At 40.4% G+C, this 22925-nt stretch carries 28 protein-coding genes and 3 tRNA genes; 8 read left to right on the top strand and 23 right to left on the bottom strand.

The window, feature by feature from the left end; all coding sequences use genetic code 11:
• Positions 1 to 175 precede the first annotated feature (175 nt).
• The 8 genes from QGT46_RS15735 to QGT46_RS15700 all read right to left on the bottom strand — a co-directional run bounded on the left by QGT46_RS15735 (position 176) and on the right by QGT46_RS15700 (position 5370).
• Complete coding sequence (locus QGT46_RS15735; protein WP_148460268.1) at positions 176 to 1540, bottom strand: MATE family efflux transporter; 1365 nt, start codon at positions 1538 to 1540, stop codon at positions 176 to 178.
• 133 nt (positions 1541 to 1673) lie between these two features.
• Positions 1674 to 2099: a MarR family winged helix-turn-helix transcriptional regulator gene (locus tag QGT46_RS15730; protein ID WP_024728639.1), complete on the bottom strand. Its 426-nt coding sequence runs from the start codon at positions 2097 to 2099 to the stop codon at positions 1674 to 1676.
• A 66-nt stretch (positions 2100 to 2165) separates the two neighbouring features.
• On the bottom strand, positions 2166 to 3320 hold the full coding sequence (locus tag QGT46_RS15725) for an NAD(P)-dependent malic enzyme (RefSeq protein ID WP_024728640.1): 1155 nt from the start codon (positions 3318 to 3320) through the stop codon (positions 2166 to 2168).
• A gap of 48 nt (positions 3321 to 3368) precedes the next feature.
• Positions 3369 to 3854 (bottom strand): GNAT family N-acetyltransferase, encoded by a 486-nt coding sequence (locus tag QGT46_RS15720; RefSeq protein WP_024728641.1) that lies wholly within the window; start codon positions 3852 to 3854, stop codon positions 3369 to 3371.
• Between the two features lie 117 nt (positions 3855 to 3971).
• Positions 3972 to 4042: transfer RNA gene (locus tag QGT46_RS15715), tRNA-Gly, on the bottom strand.
• 32 nt (positions 4043 to 4074) lie between these two features.
• Positions 4075 to 4147: transfer RNA gene (locus tag QGT46_RS15710), tRNA-Phe, on the bottom strand.
• 73 nt (positions 4148 to 4220) lie between these two features.
• Positions 4221 to 4712, bottom strand: a complete 492-nt coding sequence (locus tag QGT46_RS15705) for an HD domain-containing protein (protein ID WP_024728642.1) — start codon at positions 4710 to 4712, stop codon at positions 4221 to 4223.
• A complete protein-coding gene (locus QGT46_RS15700) occupies positions 4699 to 5370 on the bottom strand; it encodes a Crp/Fnr family transcriptional regulator (protein WP_148460269.1) in 672 nt (223 codons plus the stop codon). Before QGT46_RS15700 ends, QGT46_RS15705 begins: the two co-directional genes overlap by 14 nt.
• Before the next feature lie 94 nt (positions 5371 to 5464).
• On the opposite strand from QGT46_RS15700, the gene QGT46_RS15695 reads away from it, so the two are divergent.
• Positions 5465 to 6073: an ATP-binding protein gene (locus QGT46_RS15695; protein ID WP_148460270.1), complete on the top strand. Its 609-nt coding sequence runs from the start codon at positions 5465 to 5467 to the stop codon at positions 6071 to 6073.
• Here QGT46_RS15695 and QGT46_RS15690 read toward each other — a convergent pair.
• The 13 genes from QGT46_RS15690 to QGT46_RS15630 all read right to left on the bottom strand — a co-directional run bounded on the left by QGT46_RS15690 (position 6070) and on the right by QGT46_RS15630 (position 16955).
• Positions 6070 to 6600, bottom strand: coding sequence for an HAD domain-containing protein (locus QGT46_RS15690; RefSeq protein ID WP_024728645.1), 531 nt, complete (start codon positions 6598 to 6600; stop codon positions 6070 to 6072). The two genes, QGT46_RS15695 and QGT46_RS15690, sit on opposite strands and share 4 nt — an antisense overlap.
• Positions 6601 to 6707: 107 nt before the next feature.
• Entirely contained in the window at positions 6708 to 6956 is a 249-nt protein-coding gene (locus tag QGT46_RS15685; RefSeq protein ID WP_148460271.1) for a hypothetical protein, read from the bottom strand.
• 153 nt (positions 6957 to 7109) lie between these two features.
• On the bottom strand, positions 7110 to 7334 hold the full coding sequence (locus QGT46_RS15680) for a hypothetical protein (protein ID WP_148460272.1): 225 nt from the start codon (positions 7332 to 7334) through the stop codon (positions 7110 to 7112).
• A gap of 198 nt (positions 7335 to 7532) precedes the next feature.
• The gene (locus QGT46_RS15675) at positions 7533 to 11669 is read right to left on the bottom strand and encodes a hypothetical protein (RefSeq protein WP_148460273.1); all 4137 of its coding nucleotides are present in this window, start codon (positions 11667 to 11669) and stop codon (positions 7533 to 7535) included.
• A 14-nt stretch (positions 11670 to 11683) separates the two neighbouring features.
• Positions 11684 to 12061, bottom strand: coding sequence for a hypothetical protein (locus QGT46_RS15670; protein ID WP_024728648.1), 378 nt, complete (start codon positions 12059 to 12061; stop codon positions 11684 to 11686).
• Positions 12062 to 12093: 32 nt separating this feature from the next.
• Positions 12094 to 12270 carry a hypothetical protein gene (locus tag QGT46_RS15665; protein WP_186992513.1) on the bottom strand — a complete coding sequence of 59 codons (177 nt, stop codon included), beginning with the start codon at positions 12268 to 12270 and terminating at the stop codon, positions 12094 to 12096.
• Positions 12271 to 12286: 16 nt separating this feature from the next.
• Positions 12287 to 12640 carry a hypothetical protein gene (locus QGT46_RS15660; protein ID WP_024728649.1) on the bottom strand — a complete coding sequence of 118 codons (354 nt, stop codon included), beginning with the start codon at positions 12638 to 12640 and terminating at the stop codon, positions 12287 to 12289.
• Positions 12641 to 12652: 12 nt separating this feature from the next.
• Positions 12653 to 12982: a hypothetical protein gene (locus QGT46_RS15655; protein ID WP_235824648.1), complete on the bottom strand. Its 330-nt coding sequence runs from the start codon at positions 12980 to 12982 to the stop codon at positions 12653 to 12655.
• On the bottom strand, positions 12979 to 13383 hold the full coding sequence (locus QGT46_RS15650; protein ID WP_301591529.1) for a CPBP family intramembrane glutamic endopeptidase: 405 nt from the start codon (positions 13381 to 13383) through the stop codon (positions 12979 to 12981). Before QGT46_RS15650 ends, QGT46_RS15655 begins: the two co-directional genes overlap by 4 nt.
• Positions 13384 to 13645: 262 nt before the next feature.
• A complete protein-coding gene (locus tag QGT46_RS15645) occupies positions 13646 to 14131 on the bottom strand; it encodes a hypothetical protein (RefSeq protein ID WP_095142997.1) in 486 nt (161 codons plus the stop codon).
• A 9-nt stretch (positions 14132 to 14140) separates the two neighbouring features.
• Positions 14141 to 14287: a hypothetical protein gene (locus tag QGT46_RS15640; RefSeq protein WP_270431064.1), complete on the bottom strand. Its 147-nt coding sequence runs from the start codon at positions 14285 to 14287 to the stop codon at positions 14141 to 14143.
• A gap of 129 nt (positions 14288 to 14416) precedes the next feature.
• Positions 14417 to 15922: a hypothetical protein gene (locus QGT46_RS15635; protein WP_148460275.1), complete on the bottom strand. Its 1506-nt coding sequence runs from the start codon at positions 15920 to 15922 to the stop codon at positions 14417 to 14419.
• Entirely contained in the window at positions 15909 to 16955 is a 1047-nt protein-coding gene (locus QGT46_RS15630) for an ATPase, T2SS/T4P/T4SS family (protein ID WP_024728654.1), read from the bottom strand. Before QGT46_RS15630 ends, QGT46_RS15635 begins: the two co-directional genes overlap by 14 nt.
• A gap of 232 nt (positions 16956 to 17187) precedes the next feature.
• On the opposite strand from QGT46_RS15630, the gene QGT46_RS15625 reads away from it, so the two are divergent.
• A tRNA-Gly gene (locus tag QGT46_RS15625) sits at positions 17188 to 17260 on the top strand.
• A gap of 285 nt (positions 17261 to 17545) precedes the next feature.
• Here the strand turns inward: QGT46_RS15625 and QGT46_RS15620 are convergent.
• Positions 17546 to 17749: a Bro-N domain-containing protein gene (locus QGT46_RS15620; protein WP_148460276.1), complete on the bottom strand. Its 204-nt coding sequence runs from the start codon at positions 17747 to 17749 to the stop codon at positions 17546 to 17548.
• A gap of 103 nt (positions 17750 to 17852) precedes the next feature.
• Positions 17853 to 18095, bottom strand: a complete 243-nt coding sequence (locus QGT46_RS15615; RefSeq protein ID WP_148460277.1) for a helix-turn-helix transcriptional regulator — start codon at positions 18093 to 18095, stop codon at positions 17853 to 17855.
• Positions 18096 to 18259: 164 nt separating this feature from the next.
• On the opposite strand from QGT46_RS15615, the gene QGT46_RS15610 reads away from it, so the two are divergent.
• From QGT46_RS15610 to QGT46_RS15585, 6 genes are all read left to right on the top strand, one after another.
• Complete coding sequence (locus tag QGT46_RS15610; RefSeq protein WP_148460278.1) at positions 18260 to 18583, top strand: helix-turn-helix domain-containing protein; 324 nt, start codon at positions 18260 to 18262, stop codon at positions 18581 to 18583.
• Between the two features lie 30 nt (positions 18584 to 18613).
• The gene (locus QGT46_RS15605) at positions 18614 to 19126 is read left to right on the top strand and encodes a hypothetical protein (RefSeq protein ID WP_148460279.1); all 513 of its coding nucleotides are present in this window, start codon (positions 18614 to 18616) and stop codon (positions 19124 to 19126) included.
• Between the two features lie 17 nt (positions 19127 to 19143).
• On the top strand, positions 19144 to 19896 hold the full coding sequence (locus QGT46_RS15600) for a DUF3810 family protein (RefSeq protein ID WP_148460280.1): 753 nt from the start codon (positions 19144 to 19146) through the stop codon (positions 19894 to 19896).
• A gap of 19 nt (positions 19897 to 19915) precedes the next feature.
• A complete protein-coding gene (locus QGT46_RS15595; RefSeq protein ID WP_148460281.1) occupies positions 19916 to 20605 on the top strand; it encodes an Ig-like domain-containing protein in 690 nt (229 codons plus the stop codon).
• A gap of 89 nt (positions 20606 to 20694) precedes the next feature.
• A complete protein-coding gene (locus QGT46_RS15590) occupies positions 20695 to 21612 on the top strand; it encodes an InlB B-repeat-containing protein (RefSeq protein WP_148460282.1) in 918 nt (305 codons plus the stop codon).
• Positions 21613 to 21662: 50 nt separating this feature from the next.
• Positions 21663 to 22631 (top strand): DUF3644 domain-containing protein, encoded by a 969-nt coding sequence (locus tag QGT46_RS15585; protein ID WP_148460283.1) that lies wholly within the window; start codon positions 21663 to 21665, stop codon positions 22629 to 22631.
• Positions 22632 to 22925: the final 294 nt, after the last annotated feature.

Below are 22925 nucleotides of genomic sequence, written 5' to 3'. Positions count from 1 at the left end.
TCACCTCGATATTTGATATTTATATTTTACCAAATGTTCGGATGGATTGATATATCGTGTTAAATTTTCAAGGTACAAATTTATATCAAAGGTCAATGACCTTTTGACACCCTAATCCTATGAAATAAAAAAAGAGATCCACGGAACGGTTTTGATACCTGTTCCGTGGATCTTTTTATGCTTCCGCCTTTTGTAATTCCAGTTCTTTTTCTCTATCCTTCAATTCTTTTGCTATCTTTATAAACAGCAGAAATGAAACACCCAGTGACGCCAAATCCGCCACAGGCTGGGCAAATATGATCCCCTCAAGTCCAAACAAATAATTTGTGACCAGCAGGACCGGGAAGAATACAAGCCCCTGCCGGCTCAGCGACAGGATCAGGGACGGTATTGCTTTTCCCATCGCCTGGAACCCAAACATAAAGACGAACATAATGCCGATGACCGGGCCGGAGATCATTAAGACTCTCAGCATCCTCACACCATGGGCTACCACCGATCCGTCATTGATAAATGACTGGATGATCGGCTCCGTAAACAACAGATAGAGCAGCGACAGAACCGTTCCCATGATCACATTGCATGCCATGGAAAACTTCATGGTCTTTTTCATTTTCTCCAGATTGCCTGCTCCGTAGCAGTATCCGATCAGAGGCGCAACACCGGAACCCAGTCCAATCTGCACCAGGATAACCAGCATATTTGCCTTCATGGCCACACCCATGGCCGCCACCGGAATATCACCGTAGGATGCCAGAAAATTATTCAAAATAATATTTGCAGTGCTCATCAGGATATTATTGATTGATGCGGGAATCCCGATGGCAAATACACCGGACAGGATTTTTTCTTTTGCCGTAAAGTGCTTCGGTGAGATTGAAAGCCCTGTCTTCATCTTCGCAAAAAAGAACAGATAAAACACCACGGTACAAATATTTCCGATGATGGTTGCGATGGCCGCTCCCGCGACTCCCATGTTCATGCCGAGTATCATCACCGGGTCCAGCACGATATTAACGATAGTACCGATCATCATTCCGATCATTGAAACCTTCGCAGCTCCCTCTCCTCTGACCACATTGTTAAAGGCCATGGAGATTACGACAAATACAGCTCCCAGACCGATATAGGTCAAATAGCTCCGTGCATATTCTTCTGTGTTGGGGCTGCATCCGATAAGTTTCAGAATGACCGGCATCCCTCCCAGAAAGACGATCATCATAATGACACCGGCTATAATACTTCCGTAAAAACAAAAACTGCTGATCTTCTTTACCTTTTCCATCTCTCCCTCTCCAAGCATCCTGGAGATATAGGAACATCCCCCGATGCCAAAAATGTTTCCTACCGCCATGAGCAGCATAAACACCGGCGTCGTCAGAGACACTGCCGCAACCTGGTTCGGGTCTCCGGTCTGTCCCACAAAAAAGGTATCGGCCATATTATAAAAAATAGTTACCAACATACTCAGCACTGTGGGCAGGGCCAGCGTGGCCACTGCCTTTGGCACCGGATATGATTCAAATACTTTATTATCCATTTGTTTCTTCCTCCTTTTATCGTAAATGCAGCCAGCTACATGATAGAATATAATAGAGTTTCGTTTATGAAACTCTCCTCCTGGAATAAAAATGAAAGCGCCGCAGGGCACTTTCATCTGCTGTTTTATATCTTCATTCCAGGCTTTCGAGTACTTTGCCGAGCAATTCACAGAGTCTTTGTGACTCTTCATCAGACAATGCTTTTCTGATGCGCATTTCTTCTTCTCTTAAATGGGCTTCCATCTCACTTTTTAAATCCAGCCCTTTCTGTGTAAGAATAACATTGCGGCATCTCTTATTCTCTTCATCCACAACACAGTACAAAAATCCTTTCGTCTCCAGACGCCTTAAAATACCGATGACCGTGGAATGTTTCACTCTCATGAATTCTCCGATATCTTTCTGGGTTATCTTCCGGTTCTGATGTTCCGCCAGATATAAAAGCAGTTCCATCTGGGAATAAGTCACATTCAGACAGCGCAGTTTCTGATTCATATGCTGAGTAAACTTATCGTGGATATGCTTAAATCTGGCTCCGATTTCCCTATCCTGGTTCATAATCCGCCTCCATATGTAGTGCACTACATATTTTACAAGACTTCGTCAAAAATTACAACCATTAATTTATTTTCTGCTTTCTGCCTTTACCGCATCCGCAACCGCACTGCATACCCGCTTATCGAACACCCCGGGAATAATATAATCCTCGCTGAGCTCCTCTTCTGTTATAATTCCCGCGATAGCCCGGGCCGCCGCCATCTTCATTTCTTCTGTAATCTGAGAAGCTCTGGCATCCAAAGCCCCGCGGAAGATTCCAGGGAACACCAGCACGTTATTGATCTGATTCGGAAAATCGGAACGGCCGGTAGCTACCACCTTTGCCCCGCCTTTTTTCGCCTCATCCGGCATGATCTCAGGCACCGGATTCGCCATGGCAAATACTACCGGGTCCTTTGCCATGGACGCGACCATTTCTGATGTGACAATATTCGGTGCAGAAACGCCGATAAACACATCTTTTCCCTTCATGATCTCACGAAGTTCTCCTGTCTGCCTGTCCTTATTTGTTTTTTCCGCCATTTCTTTCTGTGCATCGTTCATCCACTCTTCCCCCGGACACAGGGCACCTTTCTGGTCTACAAGCACCGCGTCTTTTACTCCGAACTGAAGCAGAAGCTTACAGATAGAAATCCCGGCAGACCCCGCTCCGTTGATAACTACCTTTGCATCTTCCAGCTTCTTTCCCACAAATTTCAGCGCATTGATCATCCCTGCTGCCACGACGATGGCTGTTCCGTGCTGATCGTCATGGAATACCGGTATATCCAGTTCCTCTTTCAGCCGGCGTTCTATTTCAAAACATCTCGGCGCAGAGATATCTTCCAGATTGATCCCTCCGAATGTAGGCGCCAGATATTTTACTGTCTTTATGATCTCTTCCGTATCTTTCGTATCCAGACAGACCGGAAATGCGTCTATATCGGCAAACTCTTTAAATAAAATAGCTTTTCCTTCCATAACCGGCATAGCCGCCTCCGGTCCGATATCACCAAGACCGAGCACAGCAGTTCCATCAGAAACTACAGCTACCAAATTTCCTTTTGCAGTGTAACGGTACACATCCTCTTTGCAGTCCCTGATTTTTCGGCAAGGTTCTGCCACTCCGGGGGTATAAGCCGTACTCAGATCTTCTCTCGTCTCAACCGTCACTTTTGACCTTACTGCCACTTTTCCTCTGTTTTCTTCGTGCATCTTCAGCGCCAATTCATTGTAATCCATGACCTTCTCCTTTATGAATCTCTTTCATCTATAGTTTTCTTTATTATATTACAGTGTGATGTAAAATAAAATAATGTCTTCGTATCTGCCGTCTGACAAACGGTAGCCTCCGGGCACTGTCCCGAGCCGCTGAAATCCAAGTCTGTCATAAAGTCTCAGCGCACCCTGATTGGACGCTACCACCGCATTAAACTGCAGGACTTTGTATCCCAGCTCTCTGGCTCTTTCCATACAGTCCAAAACCAGCTGCTCTCCGATATGCCGGCCTCTTGCATCCTTGCTGACTGCATAGGACGCATTGGATAAATGTCCGCATCTGCCCACATTATTTGGATGCAGTATATAAAGGCCAAGAATCTTTCCGTCTGATTCAGCCACCCCAGTGTAAGACTGCCCTGCAAAAAAATCTTCTGCTTCCTTTAAAGAAAAAAAATCTTCCTGTGGAAACGCATTGGCCTCTTCTACCACCTGATTCCATATCGCTGTCATCTCTTCTAAATCTTCTTTTTTAAACTGTCTCACCGTAAGTTCCATGAACGATCCTCTCCTTTTCCTCGCTCTTTTGATCCCGCATCTTTTACAGGCCCGGTATAATCTGCCGCGGAAGAAAGAAAAAAGCCATCTTAGAGATATCTCTAAAACGGCTTGCTAAGCGGGTGATGGGAATCGAACCCACGTGATCAGCTTGGAAGGCTGGAGTTCTACCATTGAACTACACCCGCATATATGACAGAGTCTTTTCAATTCTCTGTAATGCCCAGAGCCGGAATCGAACCAGCGACACGAGGATTTTCAGTCCTCTGCTCTACCGACTGAGCTATCTGGGCATGTCTCATTCCTGCGACTTCTATACTTTACCATATCAAAAAGCCCAAATCAAGAACTTTTTTAGATTTTTTGTCATCTTTCAAAAAATAGATTTTCCAGATAATGAATCCCCGTTTTGGTAACAAATATTTTTTTCTTCACATTATGCGCGGCTTTCATTCCGCTCTTATCCTCCTCCAGATTCACAAGGAAGTCGGCTTCCACAAGGATCTGATAATCTATGCCGTCAATCCGGCTGTAAGTATGATGATGCCCGATCAGATAACAGATTCTGTCCATGGTTTCATTTTTCAGACCGAACTCACCCAGAAGCTTTCTGGCTTCGTCCGGTCCTTCTATCTCCTGGTATTTTCCTGAACTGCTATTGTATTTCTCCTCACTTTTTTTAATTCCAATATCATGAGTCACCGCAGCAATCTCCAAGATCTCCTGCAGTTCCGGTTCCAGTTCCTCCTGCTCCCCGATAGCTTTTGCATAGGCATACACTTTCATAAAGTGCTGGACTCTTTTGGAATCTCCCTGATAATACTCTATCATCTTTGTCATTACGTCACTGATCTTCATTCTGTCTCTCTCCAATCGCAATTATATTTTTCTCAACAGACAAAACACCTTCCGTCTGGAGTTTCCTCAGTTCCACCATCATTCCGCTCCTGTCCACACACAGATAATCGGCCATATCTTTTTTAGAAAAAGGAAGCTTGATCCGAGACGTTTTCTGCTTATCCTGTTCCTGATTTATATATGCAAGAATCTTCTCCCTTGTAGTCCTCTTTTCAAGACATTCCAGCTTTTGATTCAAACGGACATTCTTTTCAGCCAGAAGAACAACCATATTTTCAATCAGCCGCTGGTGGAAAGCACAGCTGGCATTGCAGGTCGTCAGTACCTTATGGTAGTTTAAGAACAACACCGTACAATCTCTGACACATTCAACCGATACAGGCAGCTCTGCATCCGGAAGACAGCCATAGGTCTCCCCGAACACTTCGCCCGGCCCGATATGGGCAAGAATCGCTCTTCTTCCCTCAAAATCATCTCTGACGATCCGGACTTCCCCGTCCACTACGATCCCCACTTCTTCCATCCTGTCTCCATTCAGACAGATGGTATCCCTGGAAGCATACGTTTCTTTTCTGGCCGACAGGCAGCCCAGCATCCCTTCTAAATCCTTCTCTTTAATTCTGCGGAACAGGGGACAGCGGTATAAAACTTGCTCCATTTTTTCACATCTCCTATAAATGTGTTGATTTATCAACAGACAACTTGTGCTCATTATAGTATGATGGGATTACAAACTCAAGGAGGAAATAAGAATGATACGACAAATAATAAAAATAGATGAGGAAAAGTGCAATGGATGCGGTCTCTGCGCTTCTGCCTGTCATGAAGGAGCCATTCAGATGATCGACGGAAAAGCAAAACTGATTCGGGATGATTACTGCGACGGCCTCGGCAACTGCCTTCCAATGTGTCCGACCGGTGCGATCTCCTTTGAAGACAGGGAAGCGTCGGACTATGACAAAGAGGCAGTCCTTAAAAACCAAAGAAAAAATAACAAGAGTGCGTTGCGCCAATGGCCGGTTCAGATCCAGCTGGTGCCTGTGAACGCCCCGTACTTTGACAACGCCCACCTTTTGGTTGCCGCCGACTGTACGGCATTCGCACACGGAAACTTCCACGAACAGTTTATGAAAGAGAAAGTCACCTTAGTTGGATGTCCAAAACTGGACCCTGTGAACTACTCGGAAAAGCTGACAGAAATCATTCGTCAAAACAATTTAAAGAGCGTCACCGTAACCCGGATGGAAGTCCCCTGCTGCGGAGGGCTGGAATATGCCGTGCGCACTGCCCTGGAACAGAGTAAAAAATCCATTCCGCTCAATATCATTACCATTTCTACAGAAGGGATTATCCTGGATTAGGAACTCTGATTTAAAATATACACTGCCTTTTGGGCCAGTTCTCTTGTAAGCCCGCCTTCCATAAAGCTTGTGCGGACCCAGTGCTCTCCCAGGCTGTTCTCTTCCCAATCATAATCCGTATCATCAAGGATCACGAAAGACCGGATGCGTTTCCCGCGCATCCAGTCTTTTACTTCCAGTGAGCGGTTTCCCTTATGGAGATGTTTTGTTTTTGATATAATCTTCATGCCATAGGAAGCCATGGCCTGATCTAATGCTCTCCCCACCCTGATCAACGGCCCTTTCTCATGCCACGCATGGCGCCAGCTTGACGACAGTACAATCTGCGCCCCCGTCTTCTCCACTATATATCTTAGTTGTTCTAAATTATCTTCATCCACATCAATGCCCATGAACGGCTCGATGTTACTTTCTTCCAATTTATCAAACAGTTCCATAGAATTCAGCACACCGTCGATATCTAAAAAAATGATTTTTTGGGGTTTTATCCTAAACCGCCATTTATCAAAGGCTCTCATATGCTCCATCCCTTTCTCTTTATATAACTGATATATATTCCATTATACCAAGACGGGGCAGTACTTTCATCCGTTTTCCCTGGCAATTCTGGGATAACACCCGTTTTATTTTGCTCTCACCCTTTTTCTCGGGCTGTAACTTCCAAAATGGCTGTTCTGGCAGCAGATACCGACTTCGACTTAGAGAACTTTTTGCCCGCTGACCAGCAGATCTGATAACCGCTTGGCTTCCCGGGACTTTTTCTGACATAGACTTTTGCCTGCTTTTTCCCGGCTTTTATCTTCCTGATTTGTGCTTTCTTTGGAACTATCACAAAATACCGCTTAATCTTTCCTGTATAACTCCCTTTTCCAATGACCTCCATTCTGGCTCACCGATGGTTTCGGCGTAACTAGTTTCCCCTCATAATAGTAATATCTTTGCGGATAAACAACCTTCGCCCCGGATATATCATTCCCTTTGATCCGTATATCAAAAGACGTCTTTATACTACCCTGAAAGCATCCGATGCCTTCTATCAGCACTTCTGCCGTTCCGGGATTTTTATTGTTTTCATATTCCAATGAAGCTTTGTAATATTATACTTTTTGCCTTGGTATTCCACCGAAGATACCACTTCCATCGTATCCGGCTTCTGGTGGTCATACTTATAGATCAAAACTTCATTTTTTGAAATAATTTCATATGAAAAACTGCCAGCTTTAAAAGTCTGTCCAATAAAACTTTCCCCATGAATTGTCATTCCGCTTCTAATACTAAAAATCACTATTACAAATAAACAAGATACTAATATAATTTTATCATAACATCTCCACCTGGTTAATATGATATAGTTTTTAGTATCTTCTCTCTCATAAATATATCATGGCAAAATAAGTAAAAAAATTCTATGTACTAATTTGAGAATTGCAGGGAATAACTCTCGCCATCCCCTGTCTATTTATTTCTTGATTTTAAATTCATATTTTAACACAGCATCTTCCCTTGTTTTTTCCAGCTGGCTTGTGAGCTGAGCGTTTAATTTCCCGTCTTTCTTCCATTTACTCGACTCTTTCAACGTATACAAATATTTCTTATTTATAAATCTTACATTATATTTATATGAGTCTTTAAAAGGATTGTTCTCGGCGATGTATACTGTCGAATCAAGTTTTGTTTTCTTCCCCAAAGAATCTATTGCCTGATAAACAATTTTATGCTCACCTACGGAATTTAACTTTTCAATTTGCATCGGTATCGGATCGACAACAGATACAGGTACTTTCAGGCCGCTTTTGTCATCCTCTAAGTCTTCTACCTGATAGTTTTCAAGTATTTCTTTAAGAACAGTTTGTGGATTGTTATCTAAATCTTTCTGATAAAATGCAAGATTCTGTGAATGTAATTTGGGAGGATTGTTATAAGTTACATATACCGTACCTTCTTTTTCTGCCACATTTCCAACACTGTCCTCAACTTGAAAAATAACTTTGACTTCTACGGTCTCATCTTTTTCAAGCTTCATAAAATAAGTGTCCATTACATCTGTATCATTCATTCCTCCAGAAAAGTTTTGGGGTTCCGGCCGGTATCCTTCCATACTTGTTCCATAATCTAATTTTATAATCTGTACTTTTTCCGTCAAATCTCCGTCTTCATCATCATAACAACCCTTTACAGCTTTTAATAAATCATTCTTTCTTATTTTTTCATTCTCTAAAAAAGTCTTTTTATCATGCAAAATAATGTCTGGCTTACTGTCCCACTGGCCTTCCATAAAAAATATATCCTCAGCATTCAATAAGCTATTTTTATTATCTAAATTCACAGATGCATTTACTTTCTTATAGCTTTTTGCAAATGCCAAGATATGATCTGATTTCCCCCTTTCCCGCTCTTCTTTTAATTCTTTATATCCAACAGGTTCCAATTCTCTTCTCTTACGGGCACTGCTGATATCTTGTTTCCATCCTATAAACTTCCCTTCTGATGACCGGAAACCGTTTTTCCTCAACAGTATATTTTCAGATTTGTTTTGTTCCTGGCTGTCCGTCGTACCAGCGGCACCCTGAATCCCCGGCAGATACTCCACCCTGTAATGGGGCCACAGTGCAAAAAGCGTCGCATCCGCATTTGCTGTATAAATATTCCCCGGCTGATACCCGTCTCCTGTTCCATCTGCATTCGTATTCCATGCAACAAACACGCCCGATCCACCGGAAGGTGTCAAAGCCGACAGCCTTATGTCCTCCTCCCAATACTTAACTGCTGCCGTGGGCATGTTCATGACCTCTTCTTTTGAATTTTTATCATAGCGAATCTGATATGCCTGACTCAGAACAATGCTGTATGGAACACAGCCGGAAGATGATTTTTTTAAATTTCCCGGTCTCATGACATATCCACTGCCTGCATACATAAATCTTCCATTCACAGACTGATTGTTCAGCAATGCATCTCCTGTTTTATAATTACTGTCCGCAGAATTAGATATGTTTCCTTTTACTGCCGCATAGCCATTCCGTATATTGGCAGCATCAAGAGAAATTCTGGCAGTCAGTGAATTGCTGTTGGAAAAGTATCGATTGGAGGCCGTAATAAACCGATCCTTTGCGAGATAAATTTCCTGTTGTATCTCCGTATGTCCCTCTATTGAAAACAGGCTTCCTTCATGAAAGATACCCCGTTGTGTACCATTTTTGCACTGATTGTTTAAGATATGGGCGTTGTTGTTCAGGATCGCAGTATTCCTGTTATAAATGCCTGATCCATTTCCCGATGCACTGTTTCCCTGGATGTTCACTGCCTGATTAGCCTGAAACGTTGTAAAAGTACCGCTGGCTATATAAACAGCTCCCCCGTCTCCATAAGATTGATTTCCTGTAAAATTGCTTCCGTTTGCCTTGCAGGTGCCGTCAATGTAAATACCCCCTCCGCCTGCCTTTGAGGTGTTTCCGCTGACATTGCCGCTGCTAAAATTGCACGTGCCGGCAGAACTTACCGAGATACCGCCGCCCTTCCCGGAAGCGCTGTTGGAACTAACCGATACATTTGAAAATGAGACTGCTCCGTCTATCTGAAGTCCTCCACCGTTTACAGATGCAGTATTGTTTTTTATACTTCCTCCGCTCAAAGAGCCTCCTGCATTTTTCAAGATGGCTCCTCCCCCATATGCGGCGGCAGTATTGGAAGAAATCTCTCCGCCTGTCATAGAAAGTTTTCCCTTTGCATAGATCCCGCCCCCAGAATTGCCAGAATGATTATTTCTTACAGTTCCTCCGGTCATGCGGAATTCTGCCTCATGGTAGACACCCGCGCCATATACTGCCGAGTTATCATACATGCTTCCACCTCTCAGGGAGCCCTTCACAGAATCTGCACAGTAAATCCCGCCTCCATAGCCTTTGCTTTCATTTCCATGGATTACTGCTCCTGTCTTTATTTCCAGAGCCGCCCCCTTTTTGTAACTGCCGTTTGACAGACAGATGCCTGCCCCGTTTCCGTTGCTGTGATTTCCATAAATATTGCAGTCCTGTATGGCTCCGTTTGAACCGTTGTTTAAACATACGGCTCCGCCTGCATCCGCCTGATTATTTTTTAATACCACGCCTGTGGTGGATTTCTGCTGATATCCATCCTTTCCATTCACAGCCCATGTACCGGATCTCGTATATTTCCAGACGCCGAGATCACCTTTCGTAGAGTTTACTTTTCCATCTGTTTCGATCGCTCCCTGCACTTTAACTGCCCCTCCGAGAGCGTCCTTCTTTTTGTTGGACGCCGCACAGTCTGAAACTGTACCTCCATACAGCCTCAGAGTTCCATAATTCATAATGCCTCCGCCATGAATCGCCTGGCAGTGTTCTATCGACCCTGCAAACATGTAAAAAGAAGCACCATTGCCGACCAAGACACCGCCTCCATGGGAAGATTTCGGCGAACTGGAAGACACGTCTTTGCTGCTCTTTGCCCGGCAGCTGTCAATCTTCCCTCCGAACATATAACAGGATGTACCGGAATTCATGGCAATTCCTGCCCCTCCTGCAAAGTCTGCCAAAAAATATCCGTCTATGATACGGCTGTATTTATTTAGATACAGCTGTCCTGATGTAACTTCTATCATGGGAGCTGACGCAGCAACGTTTTTCCCGTTAATGTACAGATTATTTTTTGCTCTTCCATCTCCGTCATAGGCTCCTAATGTGAGTGACCCTCCGTTTACTTCTAACATGGCATCTTTATATCCCACAGCCCTGTTGAGATTATGTGCGCTCTCACCATCTGCATAAATCTTCACATGCCGACCGTTCGTCCTGATCGCTGATGTCACATTAAAGCCCTTATCCACACGGACTGCTATTTTCTCGCCTTTCTCTACGGAAGCCACTGCGTCCTTTAAAGCTTTGAGAGAACTCACGGCTTTAAAGTTAGAATATCCATCTGAAATAGCTTTCGCTGCTTTTTTCTGTACCTGAACAGGCAGCGGAGATACTTTGTCTGGTTTAGCAGGAACTTTGTCTTCCTTGAGAAAGCCAAGGTTTTTATATAAATCATTCACTGCACTCTCTATTTCTGATTTCCCGTCCTTCACCCGTTTCAGAGCAGTGTAAAAATCCAGATAATAACCATGTTTCTCCAATACCAGCTGCTTTAAATATTGTTCTAAAGATTCATAATCTTTTCCCTCAATCTGATTTATACACTCAATAACAATCTCTTCATCCGGTTTCTCCTGACTCCCCTTTTTCAGCATCAGAAAATAAGGCTCCAGCCGGTCAAAAAATCTTTCTAACTCCTCTTTTGTCCGTTCACTTTTTATAAGTTCTCTGATGATCTGACAGTTTGTCACTTCCAAAAACACAGACTTTTCCTTAGGACTTAACCTGTCATAAAATTTAATCTGTTCTTCTTGAGTCCAGGAGGTGAATACATCGATGTATCCACCTTCAAGCAGTTTCCCCATAAAACTCGTCTCTGTGCCGGCCTGAACAACTGAAGACACTGTGGCTGTGCCCTGTTCTGATCCCGATATCGCAGCCGCCGTCAGCAGACTTGCTACGATCACACCGGAAATAATTCTTTTCCCCCATTTTTTCATTCTGACATGCCTCCTTATGCTTCTTCCTGAAACTGTTCCAGCACTGCTGTTTTTCTGACCTCTATTGTTTTTTTCTTTCCGTCTGAAGTAAGGAAAGTCTCACGGACACTGACATCCAGCAGTCCGTGGATATGGTCGGCTCCGATAATTTCCACTTCTATATCGGCATCTGACGTAATCTGTGTCTTTAAATCCCGGACAAATGCCTCTGCCATCTGCTCTCTGGATTCGTACTGTTCCTCCTTCATATTGTCCAAAGTCTGTTCAACCGCATTGGAGACATCCATCGTAAGTTCTGTTTTTCTGGATGCGAGTCCTGAAATATTTTGTGTTATAAACACAGAGTAGATTAAGATGACAAGTAAAATAATTCCTGTGACTGCCCCTTTCATAAAATTCCTCCTCTGCTTTATCCCTCACTGCGTCATCCCAGAAATATAAATGAGCTGTTCGCACCTGACTTTTCAAAAAATGTTGAAATGGTATCCGTCAGCGCTTTTTGAAACTGGGTCACAAAAGTACCTTTGGCAAAAACACATAAGGCCAGCACTACAATCACTGCTACAATAATTAATCCGTAATCTTCTAAAAAACTTTTCATAAGTAACTCCTTTCAGTCATTCTTCATCCTCTGTTACACTGTTTGCATAGCTTCTGATCTGACAAACCTTTTCTATCCGCAGCAGAGGTACATATAATTTATACTTCAACGTTACAAAAGAGCGTGCCCTGTTCTCGTCGGCCTGTTCCCTGGATACATCCAAAGAAACATACCCGTCCTCCTTTGCCTCCTTCCGGCATTGCTCAACCACTGCTTTTGAAAAACCCGCCGCATCCATCTTATGGACTGCGGCCGACTGGTATTGCTTTGCGTTGGAGACCACCTTCGTATTGACACAATAAACGACATTTAAAAACATTCCTGCGGCTATAATAAAGCAGCATACAAATGTCTCTACGGCCAGCCTCATTTTCTATCCTCCTCATAATGCATACCCTTCAATCTCCTGCCAGCTGGCAATTCCCAGCAGTTTTATCCTCAGATGATAAGCCAGCACTACTTTATACTTTGGCTTTTCATCATAAAAGCCGTCATTTTTTACAGAAAGACTGTATCCCTTTTCAGACGCCTCTTTTTCACACTCTTTAATGATCAAAGAATCAAAGCCGCTGGCCTCAATTCTGCCTATCATTTCCTCATGAACGGCTCTCGCTCCGGCCTCTTCCAAAGCCGCTCCATTATATGAAGCCATAATAAAGGCACCCAGGCAGAGCAGAATCACACTGATGACTAATTCGACAGGCATCTTCATAAACATTCCCCTTTCTTCTTTATCGTCAGGCAGACGGTCCATGTGGAAATAAAAATAATACAGACGGTAAGACAAAAATGATTCAGACTGATCCAAAGGATCGGTGAAAAGGACAGCAGATTGCTGATCATATGAACTGAAAAAGGTGCTTTTAAGCTGTGATGCTTCTCATATACGAAACAAAAGACGTTCCCCCACAATGCTGCGTAGATACCCTGGATCACATGTCTGTGGCACAGCCCGAAAATGACACTGGAAATCAGAGACGACTTTACTTTCCCCATCGGTTTTAATCCTTCGAACAGAAATCTGCGGAATAAAAGTTCCTCGGCTGCCGGTCCAATGATTCCTGCCGCAGCTGCGTTTACTAGGAGCGGGCTTATCTCGGCCCTCTGATCCATTATAAATTTGCTGTTATGGAAATTTTCAGTAAGATAAATAGAAATGTATTGTGTGAGAAAAAAGAAAGAAATCGTAAATAGAATCAGTCCGCTGCGGATTCTGAACCTTTTCCCTTGATTACTTGTCAAAAAGGGTCTGCAAAGAAGGATCAGACACAGGCCGCTAATCAGATTTGGATACAGGCCAGGAATTCCGATCAAACTGCACAGCTGTCCGCAGATCCTATAAAGCGTGAAATAAATAAGGAATCGTTTTACATCCTCATTCACTGTGATTTTCTCCATAATTCTTTACCAGTATCTTAATTCTTCCTTCCGAAACCAGCCCGATGGAGTTTTTAACCGTATATAAAAGAATAAATTCCTTATCATGGCTCGTATCTAAATATTCTGACTCAAACAAAGACCTCACCTCTTTTCCTCCCTCATTCGTGACAACAAAAATCTTGATCTTTTCCGTCAGGTCACCGTCTTTTTTATCCTCTGCCTTTACAAGCTTTCTCGGATTCAACTGCTCTTCTTTTCTAATAATGAGTCTTCTTGCCGTACCGTCTTCCCCACGAACACCGGATAACTCCGGTCTGCCCTGTTTTTGAAAAAATTCATTGGATGAGATATGATTGGTATCTTGTATAACGCCGTTTGCTTTCAGCTGTGAATAGACTGTATTTCGTATCAGGAAAACTGCTCCAAAAGCTGCTGCTATCAATACAATGATCCTTCCGTAATTTTCAATGATCTGCTTCACCTCATCCTCCTAACACAATACACAGCTGATAGAGTCAAAAAAGGCTGTTCCAAACCGGGCGGCAGCAGATAATAATACCCCCAGAAATGCAAGAACAGCGGTTCCTGCGATCACACACAAAATTATGCTGCCATATTCGTCAATGATTGTCTTCATAGGTGTCACCTCCTTTCAGCTTATCAGCTGAACAAAACGAATGTAAACTGCACAGATACCGATGCCTGTAAGCAGCAAAAATAAAACCGCTCCCAGTTCCTCAAAAAAATCCTGCATATGTCCTCCTGTCTATCCCGGAAGTTTCGTCCAAAGCGTAAAGAAACTCCCGAAAATCAATCCCAAATCCATGATCATCTTTAAAGTTGCCAGCACCATGGGCACAAACGTCAATGCCCCTATCCCCGCTACATCGTTCTCATTTTGAATCCATTCTGCCTTGTCCATTAATACATTATTCCGATGGATCAGGGTATTGATCTGTGCCTCGGAATCGTCTTTCCCACAGTTGGTAAGCGAATATAACATCTTGGAGGCAGACTGTATTTCCGGCAGATCAAACTCCGACAGAAAGTTCTGATACGGCAGTATGGATTCCGGATCTTCATCAATGTTATGGAGAAGCATCTCAATCTGCTCCTTTAATACATAAGGTGCTTTATCAAGAGAATCCCTTATTGCAACATAGACGTTTTCTGTCTGAAGACTCAGCGCGATCCCCCTGAGCCAATATGGAAACTTCTGATTGATCTCTTTTAGAATTCTCCTCCCGGCATTCTTTCTCTTTAACGACGGAGTGAACCACGCCGCGGCTATCAGGGCTGTTACAGCCCCTATAATATAGAGATTCTGCCAGTCAAACCCCAGGAGTAAAACAGGAAAACTCAGTGCAGTAATGATCCACGGCTGTTTTCCGTCCTTTTCCTCCCGCATTATCTTAAAATCTTTTTGAATCTGTTCCGGATTTTCTTCCATCGTATCTTTTAGCCAGGAGCCGGTGAGCAGTTTTTGTGCTCCCAGATATAACATGAGAAACAAAAACAAAAGAAAAAATGTCGTTCTCTGGTAAAGTGGTCCCCTAAGTACCTTTCCAAGCATCTCATCGCTGGCCAGCATCATGACTGTGGTCCCCGCAACTGCCAGCGACGCGGTCAGAGAAAGCACGATCTTAAATTTCATACTTTTTCTCTCTTTCTGAAAGAGATACGTCCGCTCTGTCCATTCTTTAACATCGTCTAATATGATATTTAACGTACTTTGATACTGGCCACCCAGATTTTCCACTTTGACCAGATAATCATGCAGCATCTTCATCCGGTCACAGCGGTACTCCTGCTCAATACAGGAAAGTGCGTGCCGATACAAGTCGTCTGCTGCGACCGGACTGCTGATGGCTTTCTCCGCTTCATCGATAAGTTTCAGAATACGGCCTTCACAGAGCTGTTTTGTCTCCTCCAATGCCACGATAATCTTAGGCTGCTTTTTGAAAGAATATATCATCTGCTCCAAATAATTCACCACATCCCTGAATCTTTGCTCTTCATACATATATTTAAACTGCCGGATGATAATGATCGGAAAAAAGCACAGATATGCCAGGCCCAGACCCATGATATAAGGTATTTGCAGATGAAAAAATCTTCCTGCCAAAAGAATTCCAAGAAAAGATAAAAATAAAGATGCCAGATATTTTTTGAATGAATAAGAGTATCCATAGCCCCGGATCTCTTTTTTTAGATTTGTATATTTGATGTACCAGAATGTTTTCAGGATTACTCTTTTATTACGTTGTTCCATTGTTCATCCCCTCCCATCGGAACGGATCTTTGACCAGAAATTTTTTCTTCAGCTTCTGCGGAAGCTCTTTATTTATAATCCTCCGGTCCTTCAAGATCATCTGTATCTTTTTCTGTCCATTCTGGTCCAGATAGAAACAGGCAATCTGATCAATATAGCGGAGGATTCTGCCATCCAGGCTCTGTTCCTTCCGTATCAGAATTCCCAAGTCCACAAATCCATAGACGTCCCTCTCTATACGTTCCGATGCGATGGGATCGTCCACCATATTTTTCATCCTCTCCGGAATCCTCCGCACATCATCCGTGTGAACGGTTGTCAGCGAATAGTGTCCCGTTGTGAGGGACTGGATTAAATGCTGTACTTCCTCACCCCTGGCTTCCGACAGAAGAATCCACGTAGGCAGCTGCCTTAAAGACGCTTTAATGGCTTCTACGTAGCCAAAAGTATCTTCATTGACCTCAATGGCCACACAGTCTTTTCCCGGATTAATCTCCCTGTAATGTATCTCCAGACTATCTTCAATCGTAATAACTCGCTCCATGTCCGGAATAAACCTGGTCAGATATTTCAAAAGTTCTGTCTTGCCGCTGCCTACCTGACCTGCGATCACAATATTCATATGTCCGAGAACGCTGTTTTTCAGGAAATTCAGGATTTCTCTGCCGCAGTAATCCTCTTTAAAAATCTTATCTTCGCTGAGCCTTACAAGTGCCGGTGACTTTCTTATAGAAATACTCCGCCCGGTGGCACATACATCTTCATGTATAATGGAAATCCTCAGTCCATCTACTTCTGCCTCCACCAAGGGATCATATTTATTAAACGGAGCAGAGACCGCATTGGCTATCCTTGCACTGAACTGGCTGATAAAGCTTTCCGAAATCTCTGTTCCAACAACGGTATGCCTGCCCCGGTCCAGGTCGTCAATGATCAGCTCTTTTCCATTCCAGTTGATGTCGGTAACCATATAGTCCTGGATAAAAGGCAGCAGCGGTCCAAAATACTTGTCTTCGATTGCAAATTTCTGCATAGTTCCTCCTGATCAATGGGAATCGGTTTATCTTGAAATAGATGTAGAAATGATTGGCTGTATTTTTGATATAAGATATCTTATTTCCATATTTTAACTTATATTTATTTTTTTGTCAATCCGATAATTGATTTTTTCATACAGCAAAAAAATAGTAAAAAAGATGGTTGACATCCTTGCTCTAATATTGTAAAATATATTTTGTTCTCAGCAAAGAACTTCAGAATAATATGCGATAGTAGTACAGTTGGTAGTACGCAACCTTGCCAAGGTTGAGGTCGCGGGTTCGAGTCCCGTCTGTCGCTCTTCTACAAACGGCTTAGTTAAGCCGTTTTTTCTTTTCGTTAATTTCTTCACACGTTTTACTTTACGGATTTACTTTACGGCATAGTATTTCAGTAGGAAAAGTAGGATATAAAACTTCTCCAAACTACTCATTTTTCGGTCTTCATTATAGAATATCTATTACAGTTCCTGTATCAATATTTGTATATAAAAATAAAAGACCGGGATCTCTCCCAGCCTTTTATTCTTAATACATCTTATGTTACTGTTTATCCTTAATAAGAATGGCGATCTATTAGACAGTATCAAATTTCAAAACCTCTCATGTTACTGTTTATCGCGACATCAGCTTTATCCTCTCCATCAACATGTTTTGACAGGGCATCTCTCGTATTTCTGTAGCCGAGTGCTGTTGCCACATCTTTTCCTACAAACCAAGGTTCGTTGTTAATAGTTACTGTTCGTATCTGCCCGAACTCTTTATTGTTAAAACTTTGCATTTCTTTCATTTAAATCTCCTTTTCAAAATTATTAATTCCTGCTTAGCTTTCCTCCCAAAATAAATATGTAATGTTTGTTGATATTGACGATTGATTTTTTTGAACATAAGTTCTATAATTTATTCAATAGAGAGTTTTTATACACATTTCGTGTTATTTTTGTTGAAAAAATATGCTGAACACTTTTCTTATAATAATTAGCTAAACGTACTTTAATTTCATCTCGGGGAACTCTACTTCCATTTTCATACATTGATAATGCTGACTTACTTATCCCTATTGCCTTTGCCACTTCATCTTGACTTTTATTTCCTCGAAGCTCAATTAATCTTTCAGCAATCGCCTTTGTATTCATTCGCGTATCACCTCCTTTCTTTCTGCCACATTTTGTGTCTATGAATGTTATATCACTTTTTACAATCCGTGTCAATACTTTTATTAATTATGTTTACATTTCGTGTCTTTCTTGTTTACATTATTCACGTATCGTGTTACAATATGTAATGAGGAGGGAATACCATGGGTAATTTTAGAAATGTATTCAAACAATTGAGGTTAGAGAATCACTATACACAGGGAGGACTCGCTGATGCACTAGGGATTTCTCGTAGTGCAATAAGTATGTACGAGAACGGAAATAGAGAACCAGACTTTGAGACTTTAGAATTAATCGCTGATTTCTTTAATGTTGATATGAATTATTTATTAGGAACTTCAAAAAAAACTACTTCGATTTCTGTTGACCTAACACAAGAAGATCTTAAAACATTGATAGCCAGAAACGGAAAAGAAATGTCTACCAAAGATAAAATGGAACTTATTAAAATGTTGTCGGAATTATAGATTTATTTTATTTCAATAAGGAAAATTATTATGGGATTATTAAATGGAAAAGACAAAAATGGAAACGACCTTGCCTTAATGTTTCACTATTCAGGACTACCTAACTACCCTACAGATGGAAAGTTTAGAAATGTTCAGGTTACAATTGATAAGACAAACAATGTATTAATATTCCAGGAGGACACTGTATTTGGTATGAAACGTCGCTATAAAGACATTACCTTGTCCCTAGACAAAATTTATAGTGCTAAAGATGAAGGAATCGACATGGAACAAATATCAAATGGTCTAGCTGGTGCTGTCGTAGGTGGTGCATTGTTTGGTGGAACTGGAGCTGTAACGGGAAGTATCTTAGAAAAAGGTTCAAAGAAGACAAAAGTAAAAACCTTTTTTGTAATTCGTTACATTGGATCTGATGATCAAAGGAAATATCTTTTATTCCGTAGTGGTAATGGTGTCAGACCAGATTTCATCAAACAACTTAAACAGATAGCAGAAGAAAACAGCTCGCTCAAACCAAATGACAAACCTATTGAACTGTAAGACACAAGGAGAAAAATATGGCTTATTTTATTGGTGAAATTATAGGAGTTATACTTGCAATTTTATTTTTTGTTTCCCCTATTTTTCTTATTGTTTTAATCATATTGAAATTGAAAAGAAAAAAGAAAAATAAACCTTTAAGAATTGTTAATAGATGTATTGCAGTTTGTACTATTTTATTTGCTATATCCATTGCATGTGTAATTATATTTATTCCTGATTACAAGAATCACGAGACAAGCTTATCAGAATCAGAAGACACGTCTAATCAAAAAAATGATACTACAGAAACAATCACTGAGGAAGTAACAGAATCAACAACCGAAGAAACTACTACGGCAACGATGGAAGCTACTACGGAAGCAAGTACCGCTTCTGAAAATGACTTGGAAAAAATCAAAAAACAGGCGAAAAAAGATTTTGTGAAACAATGTAAAACTTATGATTACAGGAAATTATTAAGAAATGAATCTAAGTATTTAAGTAAACCAGTTGCGTATAGAGTAAAAATTGCGCAGGTTATGAAGGATAGTTATACGAATGGATATCGAGCGTACATTATAAAAAATGGTCAAACCGATATGGATTGTGAATTTTACATTAAAGATTTGAGGTCCGATTCAGAAAGAGAAAAAAATAAATTACTTAAAGGTGATATTATAAGTGTTTACGGAAGGTTTAACGGATTTAAACAAATTACACGTACTTTATCTAAGAATACAGACGATGTTTCTAGAATTGATATGCAGTATGTTACTTTAAAGAATTAAGGGAAAGGGGGATGAATTTATGAAACAAAGATTTTTGTCAATAGTTATGACTTTAATTATAATAATTTGTAGTTTTTCTGTTAAGCCAATCGATGCAAAAGTCAAAATAAAACTTAACAAAAAATCTGTAAGTATTGTGAAAGGGAAAAAATACAAATTAAAAGTAAAAGGTACTAAGCGAAAAGTAAAATGGTCTTCTAAAAATAAAAAGATCGCGACAGTATCTAAAAAAGGGTACGTGAAAGCTAAGAAGGTGGGGACGACTTATGTATATGCTAAAATTGGAAAGAAAAAATTAAAATGCAAAGTGAAAGTTAAAAATCCACCATTTTGTAAAATCTATGACATTGACGTTGACTCAGAATCTTTTTCTTGTACAATTAAAAATTTATCTAAATCTAATATCATAATAGATAACGAAGCATCGGTTGATGATGGTATAGATGATGGTTATATGTGGGCTGATACCGATTCAACAACGACCATCATAAAACCAGGTAAGAAAAAAGATTTATTTTTCTACGCTTTTGATCAAGATCCCATTGAATCATATCCAGATTATAATTGTACTTGGTATATAAAAAGAAATTTAGATATATCAATAGATTTAAAATACAAAAATAACTATTACTCTTATTTTTATTTTTCAGATACAAAGAGCGGTAGTCTAATAAAATGTAATTTTTTAAAAGATTTTTTCCCAGAATAAAATAATTAAAAAACCGCCCGGCGGCAACCGGAGGTTGGTGAGAAGGGACCTATTGAGTTGTAAACTTTAGGACATTAAGGAGGAATTTTATGAAGAAAAGAATTTTATCTGTATTTATAGCCATTGCATTATTAATATGTATCTCTCCTTTGGATGATATACATGCATCGTATGTTCCACATGCTGATTATTCGAAATGTAGAATCATTGCACCAAAAAACGTTAAACCTGGACAATCTTTTAAAGTTACATTTGTTGGTGACAGAGTAAATTCAAAAGGTGGAATTATTGGTGAAACAAAAATTGTACCAACCGCTTATATGATATTTAAGAATAAGAAAAAAGAAGGTAATGAGGTGTGGCCTGATGACTGGTGGGAATGGAGACCCATGGGGAACACTTATACAAAAACATTTAAATTAAACACACCCGGTAAATATATTATTTCAGCAGATTTTGATTTATTTACTTTTGATGAAATCTTCGGTTTTGATCAAGACTTAGCAGAATATTTAGGTGAAAAAGATAGCGTCATCAATGTGATCGGATCTAAATTCAAAATAAAATTTAATGGAAATAAGGGAAAAGTTTCAAAAAAATCTAAAGTAGTTTGGGGCGGAAAAAAATATGGAAAACTTCCAACTCCAAAACGAAATAGATATAAATTTAAGGGATGGTATACTAAAAAATCAGGTGGCAAAAAAATTACCAGCAACACATACATAAAGCTTAATAAAAAACACACTCTGTATGCACACTGGTTTGGACCAAAAGGTAAAGGTAAAACTATAACTAAGGCCGAATACAAAAGAATTAAAAATGGAATGACTTATAGCCAAGTAAAGTTTTTGGTTGGAGGTAAAGGAAAACTTGCGGTTTCTTCTTCCTATGGAGGATATACAACCAAAATTTATTCTTGGAAGGGACGCGGCTCAATCGGTGCAAATGCAAATGTTACTTTTCAAAATGGTGAAGTTGTAGGAAAGGCTCAGGCTGGACTGAGATAAAACAAAACCGCCCGGCGGCAACCGGGCGGACTTACTAAAAAGGAGAGGCTATGGATATCACAAAAAAACTATTAGATAAATCAAAGGAAGCATTTGTCATGGCCCTTGAAATTTATAACAAACCAACTATAAAATATCGAATAGAAGGTTTCTCGTTCTTTATTATAAATGCATGGGAATTAATGCTAAAAGCTGAACTGCTAAATCGAGATGAGTCCATTTATTATAAAGACAATCCAGATAGAACTATTTCTGTAAATACCGTATTATCAAAGATTTATACTGATAAAAATACACGAATCAGATTAAATCTTGAAAAAATAATTGAACTTAGAAATATCAGTACCCATTATATCACCGAGGATTATGAAGTAAAATATGCACCTTTATTTCAAGCTTGCGTGCTAAACTTCGTCAATGAAATTCAACGTTTTCACAAGGTTGATGTAACCAAAATAATTGCTGAAAATTTTTTAACAATATCTGCAAGTTATGAACCTCTTACGAATGAACAGATAAAATTAAAATATCCACCTGAAATTGCTGAAAGATTTATAAAACAAGCAAACGAAATTGATGTTTTGAGCCACGAATATAATTCTGATAAATTCTCAATCGATATCAGACAAAATCTGTATATCACTAAGAAAAAAGTTGAATCTGATTTTAAAGTCAGCGTCACTAGCGAATCTGAAAATAGAGTTACCTTTATAAAGGAGTTAAAAGACCCTTCAGATACACACAAATATAATTATAATACAGTAATTACTGCAGTATCTGAACGATTAAAGAAAAAACATATTGAGTTAGATTATCCAAAAGGATTTAATTCATATGTGCTGAATTTGGTCATAGATTTTTACGATATAAAGAGAGAAGAAAAATATGCCTATAAACACATAATAGGAAAGCAAGAACACTATACCTATTCACAACAATTTATAGATTTTGTAGTTTCTGAAATAGAAAAACAACCATCAATTTTCGTAGCGAGTTTAAAGGCAAAAAAAACAAGATAACCCCAGGCACATAGGAATGCTCAGTACAAAAAGTACCTACCCCATTATGGGACCCAGTGTTTATCCTTCACAAGTTATCTTGCTTATACTATACTATTTTATATGATTTTTGTCAATTTATGCACTAGTTTTTATACAATTTCTAAACAATCGAGTAGGGGAGATTAAATCTCCCCTCTCACACCACCGTACATGCCGTTCGGCATACGGCGGTTCAACATAACTTCAAAGCATGACGTTCCATGTAATAATCGTAGCAACTCACAAGCCCTGCCTGTTTCAGCTTTTCTTTTG

The sequence above is a fragment of the Anaerostipes faecis genome (assembly GCF_910574135.1).
Classification (GTDB): Bacteria; Bacillota; Clostridia; order Lachnospirales; family Lachnospiraceae; genus Anaerostipes; species Anaerostipes hominis.
Note: the sequence above shows the minus strand (reverse complement) of the source record. Positions and strands in the feature narration are given on the sequence as shown.

Coding starts and splice junctions, on each gene's coding strand:
- QGT46_RS15735 (WP_148460268.1), bottom strand. CDS start 1,540: ATGGATAATAAAGTATTTGAATCATATCCGGTGCCAAAGGCAGTGGCC.
- QGT46_RS15730 (WP_024728639.1), bottom strand. CDS start 2,099: ATGAACCAGGATAGGGAAATCGGAGCCAGATTTAAGCATATCCACGAT.
- QGT46_RS15725 (WP_024728640.1), bottom strand. CDS start 3,320: ATGGATTACAATGAATTGGCGCTGAAGATGCACGAAGAAAACAGAGGA.
- QGT46_RS15720 (WP_024728641.1), bottom strand. CDS start 3,854: ATGGAACTTACGGTGAGACAGTTTAAAAAAGAAGATTTAGAAGAGATG.
- QGT46_RS15705 (WP_024728642.1), bottom strand. CDS start 4,712: ATGAAGATCAGTGACGTAATGACAAAGATGATAGAGTATTATCAGGGA.
- QGT46_RS15700 (WP_148460269.1), bottom strand. CDS start 5,370: ATGGAGCAAGTTTTATACCGCTGTCCCCTGTTCCGCAGAATTAAAGAG.
- QGT46_RS15695 (WP_148460270.1), top strand. CDS start 5,465: ATGATACGACAAATAATAAAAATAGATGAGGAAAAGTGCAATGGATGC.
- QGT46_RS15690 (WP_024728645.1), bottom strand. CDS start 6,600: ATGGAGCATATGAGAGCCTTTGATAAATGGCGGTTTAGGATAAAACCC.
- QGT46_RS15685 (WP_148460271.1), bottom strand. CDS start 6,956: ATGGAGGTCATTGGAAAAGGGAGTTATACAGGAAAGATTAAGCGGTAT.
- QGT46_RS15680 (WP_148460272.1), bottom strand. CDS start 7,334: ATGACAATTCATGGGGAAAGTTTTATTGGACAGACTTTTAAAGCTGGC.
- QGT46_RS15675 (WP_148460273.1), bottom strand. CDS start 11,669: ATGAAAAAATGGGGGAAAAGAATTATTTCCGGTGTGATCGTAGCAAGT.
- QGT46_RS15670 (WP_024728648.1), bottom strand. CDS start 12,061: ATGAAAGGGGCAGTCACAGGAATTATTTTACTTGTCATCTTAATCTAC.
- QGT46_RS15665 (WP_186992513.1), bottom strand. CDS start 12,270: ATGAAAAGTTTTTTAGAAGATTACGGATTAATTATTGTAGCAGTGATT.
- QGT46_RS15660 (WP_024728649.1), bottom strand. CDS start 12,640: ATGAGGCTGGCCGTAGAGACATTTGTATGCTGCTTTATTATAGCCGCA.
- QGT46_RS15655 (WP_235824648.1), bottom strand. CDS start 12,982: ATGAAGATGCCTGTCGAATTAGTCATCAGTGTGATTCTGCTCTGCCTG.
- QGT46_RS15650 (WP_301591529.1), bottom strand. CDS start 13,383: ATGGATCAGAGGGCCGAGATAAGCCCGCTCCTAGTAAACGCAGCTGCG.
- QGT46_RS15640 (WP_270431064.1), bottom strand. CDS start 14,287: ATGAAGACAATCATTGACGAATATGGCAGCATAATTTTGTGTGTGATC.
- QGT46_RS15635 (WP_148460275.1), bottom strand. CDS start 15,922: ATGGAACAACGTAATAAAAGAGTAATCCTGAAAACATTCTGGTACATC.
- QGT46_RS15630 (WP_024728654.1), bottom strand. CDS start 16,955: ATGCAGAAATTTGCAATCGAAGACAAGTATTTTGGACCGCTGCTGCCT.
- QGT46_RS15620 (WP_148460276.1), bottom strand. CDS start 17,749: ATGAAAGAAATGCAAAGTTTTAACAATAAAGAGTTCGGGCAGATACGA.
- QGT46_RS15615 (WP_148460277.1), bottom strand. CDS start 18,095: ATGAATACAAAGGCGATTGCTGAAAGATTAATTGAGCTTCGAGGAAAT.
- QGT46_RS15610 (WP_148460278.1), top strand. CDS start 18,260: ATGGGTAATTTTAGAAATGTATTCAAACAATTGAGGTTAGAGAATCAC.
- QGT46_RS15605 (WP_148460279.1), top strand. CDS start 18,614: ATGGGATTATTAAATGGAAAAGACAAAAATGGAAACGACCTTGCCTTA.
- QGT46_RS15600 (WP_148460280.1), top strand. CDS start 19,144: ATGGCTTATTTTATTGGTGAAATTATAGGAGTTATACTTGCAATTTTA.
- QGT46_RS15595 (WP_148460281.1), top strand. CDS start 19,916: ATGAAACAAAGATTTTTGTCAATAGTTATGACTTTAATTATAATAATT.
- QGT46_RS15590 (WP_148460282.1), top strand. CDS start 20,695: ATGAAGAAAAGAATTTTATCTGTATTTATAGCCATTGCATTATTAATA.
- QGT46_RS15585 (WP_148460283.1), top strand. CDS start 21,663: ATGGATATCACAAAAAAACTATTAGATAAATCAAAGGAAGCATTTGTC.